General features: G+C 67.3%; 19 protein-coding genes. 11 read left to right on the forward strand and 8 right to left on the reverse strand.

The genetic code is table 11. The features are described from left to right. The 3 genes from K1X59_RS17080 (at position 1) to K1X59_RS17090 (ending at position 2632) form a co-directional block, all read left to right on the forward strand. Positions 1 to 1365, forward strand: a complete 1365-nt coding sequence (locus K1X59_RS17080; RefSeq protein ID WP_183150919.1) for an FGGY family carbohydrate kinase — start codon at positions 1 to 3, stop codon at positions 1363 to 1365. Further along, a complete protein-coding gene (locus K1X59_RS17085) occupies positions 1362 to 2369 on the forward strand; it encodes a 1-phosphofructokinase family hexose kinase (protein WP_220173614.1) in 1008 nt (335 codons plus the stop codon). Before K1X59_RS17080 ends, K1X59_RS17085 begins: the two co-directional genes overlap by 4 nt. Before the next feature lie 122 nt (positions 2370 to 2491). Further along, positions 2492 to 2632, forward strand: a complete 141-nt coding sequence (locus tag K1X59_RS17090; protein ID WP_183150921.1) for a hypothetical protein — start codon at positions 2492 to 2494, stop codon at positions 2630 to 2632. Between the two features lie 34 nt (positions 2633 to 2666). Here K1X59_RS17090 and K1X59_RS17095 read toward each other — a convergent pair whose 3' ends face one another. Next, on the reverse strand, positions 2667 to 3311 hold the full coding sequence (locus K1X59_RS17095) for a TetR/AcrR family transcriptional regulator (protein ID WP_183150922.1): 645 nt from the start codon (positions 3309 to 3311) through the stop codon (positions 2667 to 2669). 55 nt (positions 3312 to 3366) lie between these two features. Between K1X59_RS17095 and K1X59_RS17100 the strand changes: the two genes are divergently transcribed. Continuing rightward, the gene (locus K1X59_RS17100; protein WP_183150923.1) at positions 3367 to 3789 is read left to right on the forward strand and encodes an MFS transporter; all 423 of its coding nucleotides are present in this window, start codon (positions 3367 to 3369) and stop codon (positions 3787 to 3789) included. Next, the gene (locus K1X59_RS17105) at positions 3747 to 4751 is read left to right on the forward strand and encodes an MFS transporter (RefSeq protein WP_183150924.1); all 1005 of its coding nucleotides are present in this window, start codon (positions 3747 to 3749) and stop codon (positions 4749 to 4751) included. The genes K1X59_RS17100 and K1X59_RS17105 overlap by 43 nt, the downstream gene beginning before the upstream one ends. 35 nt (positions 4752 to 4786) lie before the next feature. Here the strand turns inward: K1X59_RS17105 and K1X59_RS17110 are convergent, their stop codons facing one another. Both K1X59_RS17110 and K1X59_RS17115 read right to left on the reverse strand, forming a co-directional pair. Further along, on the reverse strand, positions 4787 to 5278 hold the full coding sequence (locus tag K1X59_RS17110; protein WP_183150925.1) for a glutathione peroxidase: 492 nt from the start codon (positions 5276 to 5278) through the stop codon (positions 4787 to 4789). Between the two features lie 17 nt (positions 5279 to 5295). Further along, the gene (locus K1X59_RS17115; RefSeq protein ID WP_183150926.1) at positions 5296 to 5778 is read right to left on the reverse strand and encodes a MarR family winged helix-turn-helix transcriptional regulator; all 483 of its coding nucleotides are present in this window, start codon (positions 5776 to 5778) and stop codon (positions 5296 to 5298) included. A gap of 163 nt (positions 5779 to 5941) precedes the next feature. Between K1X59_RS17115 and K1X59_RS17120 the strand changes: the two genes are divergently transcribed. The 4 genes from K1X59_RS17120 (at position 5942) to K1X59_RS17135 (ending at position 9622) form a co-directional block, all read left to right on the forward strand. Then, the gene (locus K1X59_RS17120) at positions 5942 to 6703 is read left to right on the forward strand and encodes a DUF5058 family protein (RefSeq protein WP_183150927.1); all 762 of its coding nucleotides are present in this window, start codon (positions 5942 to 5944) and stop codon (positions 6701 to 6703) included. Positions 6704 to 6735: 32 nt separating this feature from the next. After that, positions 6736 to 7461 (forward strand): hypothetical protein, encoded by a 726-nt coding sequence (locus K1X59_RS17125; RefSeq protein ID WP_183150928.1) that lies wholly within the window; start codon positions 6736 to 6738, stop codon positions 7459 to 7461. A 29-nt stretch (positions 7462 to 7490) separates the two neighbouring features. Beyond that, entirely contained in the window at positions 7491 to 8948 is a 1458-nt protein-coding gene (locus K1X59_RS17130) for an amidohydrolase (protein ID WP_220173615.1), read from the forward strand. Between the two features lie 86 nt (positions 8949 to 9034). After that, a complete protein-coding gene (locus K1X59_RS17135) occupies positions 9035 to 9622 on the forward strand; it encodes a TetR/AcrR family transcriptional regulator (protein ID WP_183150929.1) in 588 nt (195 codons plus the stop codon). Positions 9623 to 9933: 311 nt separating this feature from the next. Here K1X59_RS17135 and K1X59_RS17140 read toward each other — a convergent pair whose 3' ends face one another. The 5 genes from K1X59_RS17140 to K1X59_RS17160 form a co-directional block, all read right to left on the reverse strand. Next, positions 9934 to 10224 (reverse strand): hypothetical protein, encoded by a 291-nt coding sequence (locus K1X59_RS17140; protein ID WP_183150930.1) that lies wholly within the window; start codon positions 10222 to 10224, stop codon positions 9934 to 9936. A gap of 64 nt (positions 10225 to 10288) precedes the next feature. Further along, complete coding sequence (locus K1X59_RS17145; RefSeq protein WP_210274194.1) at positions 10289 to 10933, reverse strand: hypothetical protein; 645 nt, start codon at positions 10931 to 10933, stop codon at positions 10289 to 10291. Positions 10934 to 10992: 59 nt separating this feature from the next. Beyond that, positions 10993 to 11742, reverse strand: coding sequence for a DUF5626 family protein (locus K1X59_RS17150; RefSeq protein ID WP_183150932.1), 750 nt, complete (start codon positions 11740 to 11742; stop codon positions 10993 to 10995). Positions 11743 to 12295: 553 nt separating this feature from the next. Beyond that, positions 12296 to 12568 (reverse strand): hypothetical protein, encoded by a 273-nt coding sequence (locus K1X59_RS17155; RefSeq protein WP_183150933.1) that lies wholly within the window; start codon positions 12566 to 12568, stop codon positions 12296 to 12298. Positions 12569 to 12881: 313 nt separating this feature from the next. After that, a complete protein-coding gene (locus K1X59_RS17160) occupies positions 12882 to 13892 on the reverse strand; it encodes an alpha/beta fold hydrolase (RefSeq protein ID WP_183150934.1) in 1011 nt (336 codons plus the stop codon). Positions 13893 to 13994: 102 nt separating this feature from the next. Here K1X59_RS17160 and K1X59_RS17165 point away from each other — a divergent pair, with 102 nt between their 5' ends. Continuing rightward, the gene (locus K1X59_RS17165; RefSeq protein WP_183150935.1) at positions 13995 to 14156 is read left to right on the forward strand and encodes a hypothetical protein; all 162 of its coding nucleotides are present in this window, start codon (positions 13995 to 13997) and stop codon (positions 14154 to 14156) included. A gap of 159 nt (positions 14157 to 14315) precedes the next feature. Beyond that, positions 14316 to 15050, forward strand: a complete 735-nt coding sequence (locus tag K1X59_RS17170; RefSeq protein WP_220173616.1) for a dienelactone hydrolase family protein — start codon at positions 14316 to 14318, stop codon at positions 15048 to 15050. Positions 15051 to 15126 lie beyond the last annotated feature (76 nt).

The raw sequence follows: 15126 nt of genomic DNA on the forward strand, positions 1-15126 counted from the left end.
ATGTGGTTCCTCGGCATCGACATCGGCACCACGCACGTCAAGGTCGTCGGTGTCACCGCTGAGGGGGTCGAGCTCGATCCCCTCAGAACCCGCACCCCGGTGAACCTCATCGACGGCGCGACCTTCCACGAGGGCGGCGAGATCTGGGACTGTGTCCGAGACCTCGTCCGCGCGTACGCGCATGGGCCCGTGCAGGATGTCGGCGGAGGACTCCTCGCCGGTGTCGCGGTCGGATCCTTCGGCCAGGAGGAGTCCTTCCCCGTCGACGACCACGGAACCCCGTTGACGGGGTCGCGGGCCTGGTGGGAGCGCTGGCCGGAGCGAACCCTGCACGCCGCCGCCGTGGAGCACCTCGACTCCGTGGAGCATTTCCGCACCTCGGGCATGCGCTTCCGCGACAACCAGTCCCCCGACCGCATCGCACGCCTGCGCGCCGACCACCCCGATGTCTGGGCGCACACGCATCGCTGGGTGGACTTCGGCGCCTTCGTCACGTTCCAGCTGAGCGGCCGATGGGCGCTCAGCTCCACCCAGGCGACGCACAGCCAGTTCTTCGACCTCCTCACTCTGGAACCCGACCAGGCCAGCCTCGATCTCGTCGACATCGAGGCCGGTCTGTTCCCGGAGATCGCACACCCCGGCACTCGGATCGGCGCCTTGCTCCCTGATGCGCTTCCCGGAGTCCCGATCGCCGACGGCGCCGCCGTGTACGTCGGAGGTCATGACCAGGTGATGGCCGCATATGCGAGTTCCGTCCACGACGGGGCATCCGCCGTGGACGCCATCGGCACAGCCGAATACGTCATGCTCACCAGCGGCGCGTTCGCGCTCGATGAGCGCCTGCATGCCTTCGGCGCGGACGTCGAACGCGGATGGATGCCGGACCAGTACGTGCTCGGGTGGGGCCTGCCGACGGGGAAGATACTCCAGCAGCTCGCGGACAGATTCGTCGACGGGGACTTCGACCGCCTGATGGCCGCCATCGATGTCGACCTCCCTTCGCCTCCGCAGGTGCACCTCCGCGTGAACGACCTGCACGGGCGCGCGGAAGACCTCTTCGACGTCGAGGGCGTCGAAGAGCGGACCAGGCCCGACGACATCGTGCGCGCATGCCTCACCGATCTGTCCGTGCAGATCCGCGACACGGTGCGGACGATGGCCGCGATCGCGGAGGCGCCTCTGGACTCCATCGCCCTCACGGGCTCGCTGTTCCAGCGCTCTGAACTGGTGCGTCACCGTGAACGCCTGTGGAACCTGCCGTTGCGGGTGAGTCCGCTGCGGGAGGCTGCGGCCGTCGGCGCCGCCGAGCTCGCCCGAGCATCACACACCCGCGCCACCTCGACCGTAGGAGACCGCATCGCATGAAGGTCGTCATCGCCTCCCTGAACCCCGCCATCGAGAGGCTGCTCGTCGTGGACGAGAACCGTCCGGGTGCAGTGCATCGGCTGATGCGCAGCGAGACCCTCGCAGGAGGAAAGGGCGTCAACGTCGCGCGCGTGCTCGCCCAGCTGCAGACACCGGCGTTCGCCCCTGTCGACGACGGCGAACACGTCGAGGTCTCCGCCGTGCTCGTCGGTCCGCTCGGAGGTCCGACCGGTGATCTCCAGGCCGAGCTGCTCGCCGCCGAAGGGCTGGTCTCCCGGACCACATCGGTCGACGGATGGACGCGCGTCAACGAGATCCTCGTCGACGAGTCACGACCCGACGGCGCCACGGTGTACAACGCGCAGGGCCCGACGATCAGCTCGCACGAGACGTCGGAGCTGCACGACCTCGCCATGTCGTCGCTCGATGGCGCGGCGATGCTGGTGTGCACCGGCAGCCTGCCTCCGGGGATCCCTGCCGACTTCTACGCCACCTGGATCGACGCCGCTCGTGCACGTGGCATCCGCACCCTCCTCGATGCCCACGGGGCGGCGCTCCGTCATGGCGCCGCCGCAGCGCCGGACATCATCAAGGTCAATCGCGACGAGATCGCCGACCTCGCAGCCGGAGAGGGGGTCGACCAGGCGGAGCTGATACGCGGGTGGCGCGCGCGGGGAACCGAAGCGGTCATCATCACCGACGGTTCGAAGCCTGTGCGTGCGGAGATCGCCTCCACCTCCTGGGCCATCGATGCTCCGACCGTAGCGACGCGCAGCGCGGTGGGCTCGGGGGACGCATTCACCGCGGGACTCGTCTGGAGCATCGTCGCCAGGTCCACCGCGTCGTGGCCGACCCATCTGGCACTGGGTGTGGCGTGCGGAGCCTCGAATGCGGCCAGCACCTTGGCCCGGCTGTCGGATGAGATCCCGCCGCGGAGTCTCCTCGACCAGGTGCGGCTCCGCGACGTCGGTCCGTCAGAGCCGCGTAATGGATCGGCCCGCTGAGCGTCTTCCTTCTGGGGGATATATCGCCACTGCTCGACATGCCCCTGCGAGAGGCCTGATCCCGTGACGCGAGGATCGGCGCCCTCGCCCGCAGCTCCGATCATGACGCGAACCAGGAATCCATGTCTCGCACAGCCCGACCCCCACGCCTGCACCCGACAGCCGGACGACGCCGCCTCTCACCGTGGTGGGGCTGCGCGGTGGCGACCGTGGCCGGGCTGGGGGCGATCGGCATGGCTGTCGCCGCGTGGTTCGTGCAGTGAGCACCGCCTCGCCCTGGCGGGCGCTCGCGACCCGTCAGCGGGACCCGAGGTCGGACTCCCGCGGCCCGAACGCCGCGAGGAACGTGTCGACGCCGTCTTTGACGGGCTGATCGAGTTCGGATTCGGCGAGCGTGCGCCCGCCGAATCCGCTCGCCGACAGGGCATCGTCCGTCACGAGGGACATGAACTGCCGTGCGGCGCGGGGTGCGTCCCGTAGTCGCAGGTATCCGGACGTGGACAGTTGCGCGAGCTTTCCGGCGAGCGCGTCGATGGTGCGCGCACGATTCGAGTCCCTGATCCCGTCGAGCAGTTCCGGGAATCGCGTCCGCTCCGCGAACTGCAGGCGCATGAGCGCGGCGCCATGGGCGTGCGAGACGCAATCGACGAGGGCGCGGCCCAACCGCTCGAGCTCTTTCCGAAGATCCGTGGGCGTCAGATCGAGCGAGGCGATCACCTCGAGCACACGGTCGTTGGCCTGCTGCGAGCCGTGCTTCACGGCTGCGGTGAAGAGCGCCTGTTTGTCGCCGAAGCGATTGTAGACAGTGGGCTTGGCGACCCCCGCGTTCCGCGCGATCTCGTCGACGGTGCCGTCGGTGAACCCGTCCCGCCCGAAGACGATCAGTGCGGCCGCGAGGATCGCCTCGCCCTTGTCCACGCGTGATCCGGTCGCCGTCTTCATGTCCTCAGTGTACTTCGCGGTCGCACGGACTATACGTGGGAGTACAGTTGTACTCATGCGTACAAAAACTCGTACTGACACGTCAACCAGGCCTCCCGCTTCTCTCGGCGCCACCGCAGCCGTCCTCGTGCCCGGCGGCGTCCTCGCCGTGTTGAGCACCACCGTCGTCGGCGTCGCCGTCCCCGATCTGGTGTCGGAGTTCGACGCCGGTGTGGACGCCGCACAGTGGGTGACCACCGCATTCCTCCTCGCCGCGGGTATCGCGATCCCCGTCAGCGGCTGGGCGAGCGTCCGCTACGGCATCCGCGCCACCTGGCTCGTCGCGGTCGGCTTGTTCACCGTCGGGTCGCTGATGTCCGCGTTCGCCGGCGACTTCGGTGCGCTCACCGCGGCCCGGGCGGTCCAGGGTCTGGGGGTGGCGCGCTCGAACCCGTCATGCTCACCGCCCTGGCGCAGCTCGCGGGGCCGGAACGCATAGGTCGCGTCATGGGCAGCGTGGCCGCCGTGATCTCGGTCGGGCCTCTCGCCGGCCCCGCGCTCGGCGGCATCGTCATCGACTCGCTGGGGTGGCGCTGGACGTTCCTGTTCACCGCCGTCATCGCCGTCATGGTCTTGCTCGGCTCGCTCGTCGTCCTGCGCGGGCAGGCGCGCGACACGATTCGGTTGGACTTGCCGGGGTTGCTGCTGCTCGCACTCGCCACCATGCTCGGGCTGTACGGACTGTCCCGCGGATCGTCGGCATCCGGCTTCGACGGCATCACGATCGCTGCCCTCGCCGCCGCCATCGTGCTCCTCGTCGGATTCGTGCTCTGGGCGCGACGGCGGGGCGACCGGGCGATCGTGAACCTCGCGACCTTCCGCGCCAGAGGATTCGGTCCTGCGGTGACCGTGATGGCGCTCATGGGCGCGGCCATCTACCCGCTGTTCTTCGGGCTCCCCCTCTACTACACGGGCGTGGCCGGGCTCAGTGCGACGGCGGCCGGCCTCCTGATGCTCCCGTTCGGACTCGGCACCCTGATCGCGATGCCCGTCGCCGGGCGCCTCAGCGACCGTGTCGACGGCCGGATCCTGGTCTGGTCCGGCGCCGGGCTGGGAGTCGCGGGTTTCCTTGCGCTGCTCACCACGGGAGCGTCCACTCCCCTGTGGCACTACGCGGGAATCGCCCTCGCGATCGGCATCGGCCTCGGCTCGATCGGAAGCCCGACCGTCTCGACGATCTACCGGGTCCTGCCCGCACCCCTCATCCCGTCCGGAAGCACGATCCTGTTCGTCGTGAACCAGCTGGGTGGGGCGCTCGGAGTCGCCGCGCTCGTCGTGCTCATCGGCGCGGGCGGGTGGTCTCCCGAGGTCGGCACCGCACCATTCTGGCTACCGGTCTCCGCCCTCGTCGCGATCGCGCTGACCGCGGCTTGGCTTCGCCCCCGTCGTGCGCTCCCCTGATCGAGGAGGACGCCCGGGGGCGCCGGGCGTCTTCCTCACTCTGCGACGTCGAGCCACTCCTCGATCGCAGTGACCACCTTCGGGTCATCGGGCTCGGTGCGAGGACGGAAGCGCTTGACACGTCCGTCCGGGTGCACGAGGAACTTCTCGAAGTTCCACGTCACCTTTCCCGCCTTGCCCTCGTCGTCGGCGACCGTCGTCAGCTCCTTGTAGAGGGGGTGCGCCCCTCTGCCGTTCAGCCGGACCTTCTCGGTCATGGGAAAGCTGACACCCCACGTCGCCGAGCAGTACTCGGCGATCGCCTCGGAAGAGCCGAGTTCCTGAAGGAACTGGTTGCTGGGGAAGCCGATCACGGTGAACCCCCGCTCCGCGTAGGTGCGCTGGAGCTGCTCCAGCTTCTCGTACTGCGGGGCGAGCCCGCACCGCGAAGCGACGTTGACGACGAGGGCCACCTTGCCGTCGGAAAGCGAGCCGAACGTCGTCGGTGCTCCGTTCAGGGTGGTCACGGGGATGGGGTTCAGCTCCATGGTGTCTCCTTTGGGTGTCATGAGGTCTGCAGCGCAGACTCCCGTCCTGCGTCAGAGTGGACGTCGTCCGGGGGGAACGCCTTCACGCTCTCGCGGAGCGCGCTCAACCGGGCCAGGAGGTCACGCGCCTCGTCGGCTTCGACGCCGAGAGCACGGGCGATGCAGTCTTCGAGCCACCCGAGCTCATCGCGGATCGCCAGGCCTCGAGCGGTGGAGCGCACCAGCACCCGGCGCCGGTCCGCCGCGTCGACCGAGCGCTCCACGAGACCTGCCGTCTCCATGCGTGTCAGCAATCCCGTCACGCTGCTGGAGTCCAGGTGCAGGTGCTCGGCGATCTTCCCGGCGGTCAGCTCGCCCTGGTCCCACAGCACCGCGAGCAGGACCACTTGCTGATAGCTCAGCCCCCACGGCGCGAGGAGGTCTCGATACAACCGGACCGTCGCCTGCGTGGCCGTGTACAACGCGTGGCAGAGCGAGTCGTCGAGCGCGTGCGGCGTCATGTCGAAAGCCTTGCACACAAGAACTTTGCATACAAGAGGAATCCGAGACACCGAGGCAGATCCTGATTCGTTACACGCCCGCAACACGAGAGGTCTGTCGCCGTAATCGGACAGTGTCCATTATGGAGAACACGTTCGATCGCATCCCTCGAAGGAGCTCGCCATGAGCGACGTTGCCGCCACGCTCGACCCCGGTTCGACCGACATCCTCGGCGCTGCGAATCAGCCGATCCTCTGGATCTGCGCCGTCGCCGTCTTCGCCGTGATCGCCCTCCAGACCGTCATCTACTTCTTCGCCGTACGCAGAGCAGCACCGGCCGTCGGGATGTCGGAGACCGACGTCAAGACCTCGTTCCGGTCCGGCGCCATCGCCGCGATCGGCCCGTCGCTGGCGGTCGCCCTCATCGCCATCACGCTGATCAGCGTGTTCGGCACACCGGGAGTCCTCACCCGCATCGGATTGATCGGCTCGGCGGCCTTCGAAGTCGCCGCCGCCGGCATCGCGTCCGGCACGCAGGGCGCAGAGCTCGGCGGCGCGGGCTACACGCAGGCCGTCTTCGCGACGGTCCTGCTGTGCATCGCCCTCGCCGGGGCAGGATGGATGCTCGTCACGCTCATCGCGACGCCGCTGCTCAAGCGTGGCAACCGCAAGCTCGAGTCAGGCACGAGCGCGAGAGCATCCGCCGCGATGGCGATCATCCCGACCGCCGCTCTCTTCGGAGCATTCGGGACCTTCGGCATCCAGCAGTTCCAGAGAGGCCTCGCCGCCACGATCGTCGTCCTCGCCAGCGGCGCGACGATGGGCGTCTGCCTGTGGATCGCGAAAGCGACCGGCGCCTCGTGGCTGCGGGAGTGGGCACTGGGCATCTCCTTGGTCGTCGGCATCACCGTCGGCGTCCTCGTCAGCAAGGCGGGCATCGCATGACCGCCACGGACCGCACCCCTGGAGGTTCACCGATGACCGATGACAGCGCGAGCGTCGCCTGGGCGGCGTTCGACAAGACGACCTCCCGCTGGGGTCGCCTCACGATGATCGCCGCCATGATCGTCATGATCGGAGGCCCCGCCATCGTCGCCGCCCAGCTCGGCGTCCAGCCGGTCGCCGTCCTGAGCGGGGTGCTGGCGATCGCCGTGGCGTTCGGCGTGATCTGGTTCATCGAACCGCTCTCGTACTTCCCGATCCTCGGCCCAGCGAGCATGTACCAGGCGTTCATGATCGGCAACATCTCGAACAAGCTGCTGCCCTCCGCGATCGTCGCCCAGTCCGCCATCGGCGCCAAGCCCGAGACCAAGCGCGGACAGCTCGCGGCGGTGCTCGCGATCTGCGGCGCCGCGGCCGCGCACCTGATCAGCCTGCTCATCTTCGTCGGCATCCTCGGCACCGTGGTGCTGAATGTCATCCCCGCCGACGTCGTCACGTCGATCCAGACGTTCGTCCTGCCCGCGGTCATGGGCGGAGTGGTCGTGCAGATGATCGCCGGCAATCCGCAGCCGCGCATCCTGACCATCGCCGTCGTCGTCGGACTCGTCGTGCAGCTGGTGCTCACACCGCTGTTCCCGATCCTCGCCGCGTTCGGCATCGCGATCTCGGTGGTGGCCACCATCCTGTTGTCGCTCTTCCTGCCGCGAGGCATGAAGACCACGCCCGCCACAGCCGATTCCACCGCGCAGGACGCGGCGTGACCGAGAACACACAACGAGAGGAACAGAAGATGACGAGCGCAGAGACGACGACATCGGTGTCGGCCGTGAAGCCCATCGTGGACGAGCTCGCCCCGAGGTTCACGCGGCTGAGCGACGAGATCTGGGACCACCCGGAGCTCCGTTGGGAAGAGCACCGGTCCATGCAGAAGCAGATCGAGGCCGCCGAGGAGTTCGGCGCGCGGATCACCCGCGAGGCGGGCGGCGTTCCCACCGCATTCTCCGCCGAGTGGGGCTCGGGGGCGCCCGTGATCGGCTTCCTCGGCGAGTACGACGCTCTGGCATCGCTCAGCCAGGAGGCGGGCTCTGCGGTGCGCGCGCCCGACACCGCGAGCGGCACCGACGCGGGACACGGCTGCGGGCACAACCTCCTCGGCGCAGGATCCCTGCTGGCTGCGGTCGCGACAGCCAGACAGCTCGCCGAGTCCGGCCTGCCCGGCACCGTGCGCTACTACGGATGCCCCGCAGAAGAGGGCGCGGCCGGCAAGACCTTCATGGTCGCCGCCGGCGCGTTCGACGACGTGGACGCCGCCGTCACCAACCACCCGGGCGACAGCATGTCGGCGGATCAGTGGAAGTCGCTGGCGTACACGCAGGCGTATTTCCGGTTCCGTGGCATCCCCTCGCACGCGGGGGCCGCGCCCCAGTTCGGTCGCAGTGCGCTCGACGCCGCAGAGCTCATGAACGTCGGGGTCAACTTCCTGCGCGAGCACATCGACGACTCCGAGCGCATCCACTATGCGTTCACCGACGCGGGTGGACCGTCCGCCAACGTGGTCCAGCCGACCGCCGAGCTGTATTACATCGTCCGCTCCCCCACGGTCGCCCGGATGCGCGCCCTGTACGAGCGCGTGGTGAAGGTCGCTCAGGGTGCCGCGCTCATGACCGAGACCGAGCTGGAGATCGAGTTCGACGGCGCCTGCGCAGAGCTGCTGCCCAATCGCACGCTCGAGGAGAGGCTGTACGCGAACGTGGTCGAGCTCGGCGGGGTCCCGTTCGACGACGCCGACCAGGAGTACGGGCGCCGCATCGCGGAGGGTCTTCCCGAGGGCGCTGAGCGCAACGCCCGGCGGCTCCGCGGTCTCGCACCGGACACGCCACCCTACTTCGACGGCGTGTTCCCGCTCGCCGACCCGAACCGGCGAGGGCAGATGACCGGATCCACCGACGTGGGCGATGTGAGCTGGGTGACCCCGACCGTGCAGATCATGGCGGGGACCGCGGCACTGGGCACACCGCCGCACTCGTGGCAGATGGTCGCGCAGGGGAAGAGCCCGGCGGCGCACAAGGGCATGATCCACGGCGCGACGGCGATGGCGGCCACGGCGTTCGACCTGCTGACCGACCCCGCCCTGCTGCACGCCGCGAAGAGCGAGTTCGACGCGATCATCGCCGAGACTCCCTACGACCGCCCCATTCCCGAGGGCGTGATCCCCCCGTCGCTGCGCCCCGGCTACCGACCGGCCTGACCTCGAGCGACCACATCGGGTCCCGCGCTGTGAGCGCGGGGCCCTGTGTGCATTCTCTAGAGTGGGTGTGCGAGGAGGGAGCTCGGATGAGCATGCAGGACCAGCTCCGGTCGCAGCGCGTCGACAACGACGACCCGCGCGTGCTGCGCACCCGCGCCAAGCTCACCTCCGCTTACCTCGCCCTGCTCGAGCAGCAGGAGCACCCGATCACCGTCACCGCCGTGGTCGAGCGCGCCGGCGTCACACGCTCCGCCTTCTACACGCACTTCCGCGGAACCGGGGACCTGGCCATCACCGCCCTGAGCGAGTTCAGCGATGCGCTCGTGGTCCTGGCCCGAGCGGCCGTGGTCGACGGCCGCTCCAAGCGCGAGGTCAACTCACGCCTGGTCTCGGACCTCACGCGCTTCATCGAACGCCGACGCGACGTCTACCGGACGCTGCTGTCTTCCAGCGACCAGTTCGCCACCGCGATGATCGAGGTCTTCGCCGATCAGGCCCTCACGACCCTGCGCACCCGCCGACACGTCCACGGCGACCCGGAGGTCACCGCGCGCTACATGGCCCATGGGCTGATGGGCGTGCTGACCTGGTGGCTGCAAGCCGACGAACCGCTCTCCGCAGACGCGCTCGCCGCCGCGATCTCCGACATCGCGCCCGCCGACTTCTTCGACTGAAGCATCTGCCGCTTCCGCGTCCGGCGACGCTCCCTGGCGCGTGTTTCACCCCTTCCGAAGGGTGCCAGACATCGAACAACTCGTCACGAAGCCGACAGGAACTCGAGAGCGCACGGAACATGCTCGCACGTAGCAACGACCACCTACGGCGACAGCAACACACCACATCGGAAGTCGAACGGCGCCTCGCACACCTCCAAGCGCAACTCCACGCGCGCGGTAGCGACCCCACCGCACTTCACGAAACCGAACAATTCGCGGCGACCCTACGCGGTCGGCTGACCGAGCTGCAGTGGTTTGCGCACGGAGGGCTACTGGGGCGGCGGTGCGATGGCGAAAAGAAGCAGCGAAAGCAACGACGGGCCAACGGTCGCGAACAGGAGCACTGCACCCCCCACGAGGAAGCCAGCGAGCGCGAAGCCCGCTCCACGCAAGTTGCCGTCCGCCCTGGTCACCTTCCTCGACACGAGCGCAAACGCAATCGCCGCGCACGCCAGCGCCGTTCCCAACAGCCAGAGCCCACTTGCCAGCACCGCCGCAATCGCGAAGATGCAGCTGGCGAAGGCGTTACGGTCGTATTGGCCTTTTCGTTGAACTTCCACGGCTACCCTTCTTCGTGTGTGCCCAGTGATCAACCGTCAGACTACTGGGCACACACACGCTGGTTTAGTACGTAGTGGTCCAGCCGCCACCCGCGTTGACGCGCAACGACAAGTAAAGGTCCTCAGCAAGACTGCCGGAACTCCAATAGCCGTGCAGGGTGGCTACGGCAGGCTGAGATGAGGTGGAGTTCGCTCGAATCAGCGTGAGCGACTTATTCGACACTGACCCAAATGTGGCACTGATATCTTCGTCGCGGAGGTTCGAGATGGATCCGCCGCTCGCTGTCTGCTGATAGTTCGCGTAGAAGCTCAGAGTCGCATAAGCCGCGGAGTGGCTGACCTTGCAGTTGCTCGAGGAGGCCCAACCAGCCCCCGAGTAGACGGTGCATCCGGAAATTGTGCGAGCCGACAGGTCCGTAGTCGGCGCCGGTTGCGGGATCTCCAGTGCGGTCACACCGACCGACCCGTCGGCATACTTGAGTACTGTCTCTTCGAATCCGTCTCGGATCTGTGTCGTCGAAGACACGGGCTCCTCGCCCGCCTTCAGCGCGTCGATCATGCTGCCTGACTCCATCGACGCGATGAGTGCGTCTTGCGTATCGGCGTCCACCCCGTACTCCGTGAAGAACGCTCGCACGTCGGGGGTGTCATAGGGAGATTCGGTTGCCCCTGCAAGCTGAGGTGTGCCGAGCGCCATCACGAACGCCACACAGAGCGCTCCACAGATTCGGGATTTTCCCTTCGCAATCATCTCTTTGGTCCCTTTCCTTAGTAGTTCTGGGTTGTGGTCGCCGAGGCGCCGGTGACCCAGAGGTTCAGCGTGCACGTCTTGCTGCCGATCGGGTACGCACCGTTGAACTGTGTGGTCGCCTTCGCGTGGGCCGTCGTACCGGTCGCTGTGACGATGCTCAGAGACGGAGTGTCGGCGGTACCACCAACCGCGTGTACGTACGGGGAACTGACCGAGTGAATCGTTGCCGTGTTCGCGTTGGTTCGCGTGTAACTTGCCCGGAATTCCATGCTCAGCCAAGCGCCATTTGAACCGACCACGGCGCAGTCGTAATATGACGCCCACCCTGAGCCCGAGGACGTCGAGCCGCAGGACCCTACGCTTCTCACAGAGATCCCGGTGGTCTCGCTCTCCTCCGCTCCGGGCATCTGCACCTTGGATACGGATATCGAGCCGTCTGCAAATTCTGCGCGCGTGACGTTCCATCCGTGGATCTCCGAGGTGTGGACCTCGACGGGTTTCGCACCAGACATGGAGTCGATCTCCCCGCCGCTGTTGTACTCGGCGATGAGTTCGCGTGCGGTCTCAGGAGCTACCCCGTTCTGCACGAACCAGTCGTACTGATCCTGGTCTACTTCCGAGGCGGTGAGGTGCGATTGCGCGCCACCTCCGATTTCGTGGCGATATGCGTCCATGCATGTCTGACCTCTTTCATTGGGTGATTGTGTTGCCGCAGCCACCGTGGGAACGCCTGCTTCGATGCGCGTGTCGGCCCATTTATTGGACATGGCACCGGGGCTATTCCACCACCGACCTACGCGTTGGGATGCGGCTCTTGGGACCAAGCATGGATCAGCAGCCCGATTTGTGGCTGTCCCCCAAATGGAGGACAGCCGCAGGCGCCTGCCGCGCCTGATTTCATTACAGCCACAATGACGGGCCAATCACCCTCGACTGAATACTCAGTGCATACTGGAATACAACGAGAGACTTGGGGAAAGACGCCGAATCAACGAATTGCGTCGTGAGACCGAGCGATCTCCTTGGCCGTGTGCTCAGCGATTCTGTCGGAATCGACCTGGGTTTCATTCTGATCCGATATGTTTGCCTCTCCGGGCGCTTGGCACCGTGGGCCGCCGACAGTCGGGGCTGGGTGGATGCGTCGCTGCCGACGCACCCGCCCAGAGTATTCGGGCCTCCTCAGGGCAATGTCAGTCCCACCGCGTGGGCGCGGTAATTTCGTCGTTCACAAGAACCACCCGATGTCGCTCCAGCCCGGGAGCTGTGCGAGCAGAAACACGGCCCCCATGAGCACGAGTGACAGTCTGGCCAAGACCACTGCTACCAACCCACAGACGTCATCTCGTCGGCCGTGTAGAGGACGTCGGTGACGTTCTGCTGCTCGTTCTCGTGATTCTTGGGCGAGGCGACGCCTTCTGCAAGCCAGGCGACGGCCTGGCGCATGTCGTCGGCGGTCACGGCTCCCCCGATGTCCACGATCGGGCATCCGAGTACGTCCGCGGCCGTCGCGTTTCGAGCGCGCAGGGCTTCGAGCGCACCAGACAGTGCCCCGCCCACCAGGATGTAGCCGAGGCCGTTGCCGATGAGCAGCATCCAGGTGCATCATCGTCTGCCTTATGCCCGTCATCAACAAAGGTGCTCCTCTTCGGATGCAGAAGAACGCGTGCGAGTTGATGAAGGATGGTGACCAGGGACTGTCAGGTGACCCATATCGGCTCGTCACGGCGACCGTTGGTGTCCCGTTGATCCAACGGGACACCAACTGATCTGCGTACCCGGCATCTCGGGGATGAACGCGAGGACAACGCCAGCCTCAAGGAGTAGGTCCTGTGCTTGCTGAAACGCCTTTCCACTCTCCTTCTCCGGCACCCTCGTCCCGCGGGTGAGAATGTATAGCCCGTGCGATTCACCCCGCGACCGCGTGCGGGAGTGCGAGGGCCACCAGGCTCACCACGAACCTGCCGGGTTCCTCGTGCATGCAGAGGTGCGCCGAGTTCTCGAACCAGACGACGTGCTTCGCCGGCGCCTCCACCCGCTCGATCCAGCGTGCGACGGGAGGCGTCGGTGTCGTCCAGTCGTGGCGGCCCAGGAACTGCAGCATCGGCACCTCGAACGTGAGCTGATCGCGTGCGTCGAAGCCGAGCACCGCGGGAAGGACGCCGGGCATCGTCACCTGCTGCCCCACGCCGATCAACTCCAGTTCGTCGTCGGTGTAGTACGGCGAGAGTTCCTGCGACTCCATGAAATACGCGGCGTCGGATCGGTACGCCGACAGTGCGCCGTAGTGCTGCGCCCAGCGGCGGCAGGTGACGATCCGCTCGGGCGTCAGCGGCTCGCTCCCGGGATACTCCCCGAGGGCGGTGAGTTCGGCGACGGCCTGCTCGTTCTGGTCGGCGATCGCGCTCCGCATCGCGAACCCGAAGCTCTCCACCTCGTTGTCGGGCCCGGAGATGACCTGACCGACACCGATGTACGCCCAGAGCAGGTCGGGTCTCCGTTGCGCGAGCGTGAGGCCGATGATGGTTCCCCAGCTGTGCCCGAGCACCCCGACCTTCTGCACGCCCAGCTCCCCCTGGAGCCAGGCGATCAGCTCGACAAGATCGTCGACGTAGCGGTCGACGCGCAGATCCATCCCTTCGGTCGCACTCCCGGCGGACCTGCCGCTCGCGCGCTGGTCGTAGTTGACGACCGTGAAGTAGTCTTCGACGCCTCTCTGCCAGATCCACGACGAGGGCAGCGACGGAAGGGCCGGCCCGCCGTGGCAGACGATGAGCACGGGGTTCGCCGTGCTCCGACCGCGGATCGAGACGAACTGCTCGACGCCGCCGAGCTCGACGAAGGTCGTCCGATCGATCGCATCCGGGTTGGGGATCCGGCAGAGATCCGCGATCACCGCGCGGCCCGTGTCTTCGCTCATGTCCGTAGCTTAGGGAGGATGGCGGACGCCGGGCTGCCGTCAACCCCCTGACGGTGGCGACCACGCAGGCGTACGGTCGCGGAACCGAACGAAGGAGAGACGATGAGCGACCCGCAGAACACCCACGGCACGCCCGGTCCCGACGAGGAGGCCGATACGGCTTCCGGCGGATCCCCGGACGACACCCCCGACACCGACCAGGTGCTCGAGGAGGAGACCACCGACGAGGACGGGAAGCCGCTCGAGAACCCGTCAGGCGGCTGAGCGGTCCGAGGCGATGCCGTCGGGTAGCATTGCCGGGTCCGTGCGAGAACGAAGGAGGTGCACCGGTGAACGAATCGACGTGGGTGCTCCCCTCCGGGGTCACGGTCGGACGATAGGTCGTCCGGGAGCGCCTCAGAACAGCTCCCGAAAGGTGCGATCATGCACTTCACCTCCCCACACCTCCTCGCCCACGGCGTCGTCGAACGTCATTTCACTCTCGGCGACATACCCGGCATTCTGTGGACGCCGTCATCCACTCCCGCCCCGCTGATCCTGATGGGGCATCCCGGTGGACTGGAGGGCATGCATCCGCGCCTGTCGGCGCGTGCCCTCGCCTCGGCGGAACTCGGATTCGCGACCGCGACCATCGAACTCCCCGGAGGCGGCGAGCGCCCCCGAGATCCGGAGATGGATCGGGCGCGGGCCGACCTGCATCAGGCGCTGCGGTCGGGGTCTCCGCTCGGCGACATCGTCGAACGACTGGTCCTGCCCCTCGTCGAGCAGGCCGTGCCGGAATGGCAGCGCGCGCTCGACGCCCTGCTCGGACTCCCCGACATCGGCGGGCCGATCGGCTACTCCGGTGGTCCCATCGCCGTGGGCGTGCGACTTGCCGCCGTCGACCATCGCATCGCCGCGGCGGGCCTGTTCGCGGGCAGCTATGTTCCGCGGACGACGTTCGACGAAGCCAGGACCATCACGATCCCGCTGCACGTCCTCCTCCAGTGGGACGACGAGGGCAACGACCGGCAGCTGGCGCTCGACCTGTTCGATGCGTTCGCGTCGACCGAGAAGACGCTCTATGCGAGCCTCGGCGGGCACCGCGGCGTACCCCCGCAGGCAGGAGAGGATGCTGCCCGGTTCTTCGCCAGGCACCTCGCACCGCGGGAGGACTGAGGGTCGAGAGCGAAGTCCGTCCCCTGCAGGAACGGATCGGCGCGCCGGGACTCGCCGGGCGATCCGGTACGACACC

It is taken from the genome of Microbacterium sp. Se5.02b (assembly GCF_019464375.1).
Classification (GTDB): Bacteria; Actinomycetota; Actinomycetes; order Actinomycetales; family Microbacteriaceae; genus Microbacterium.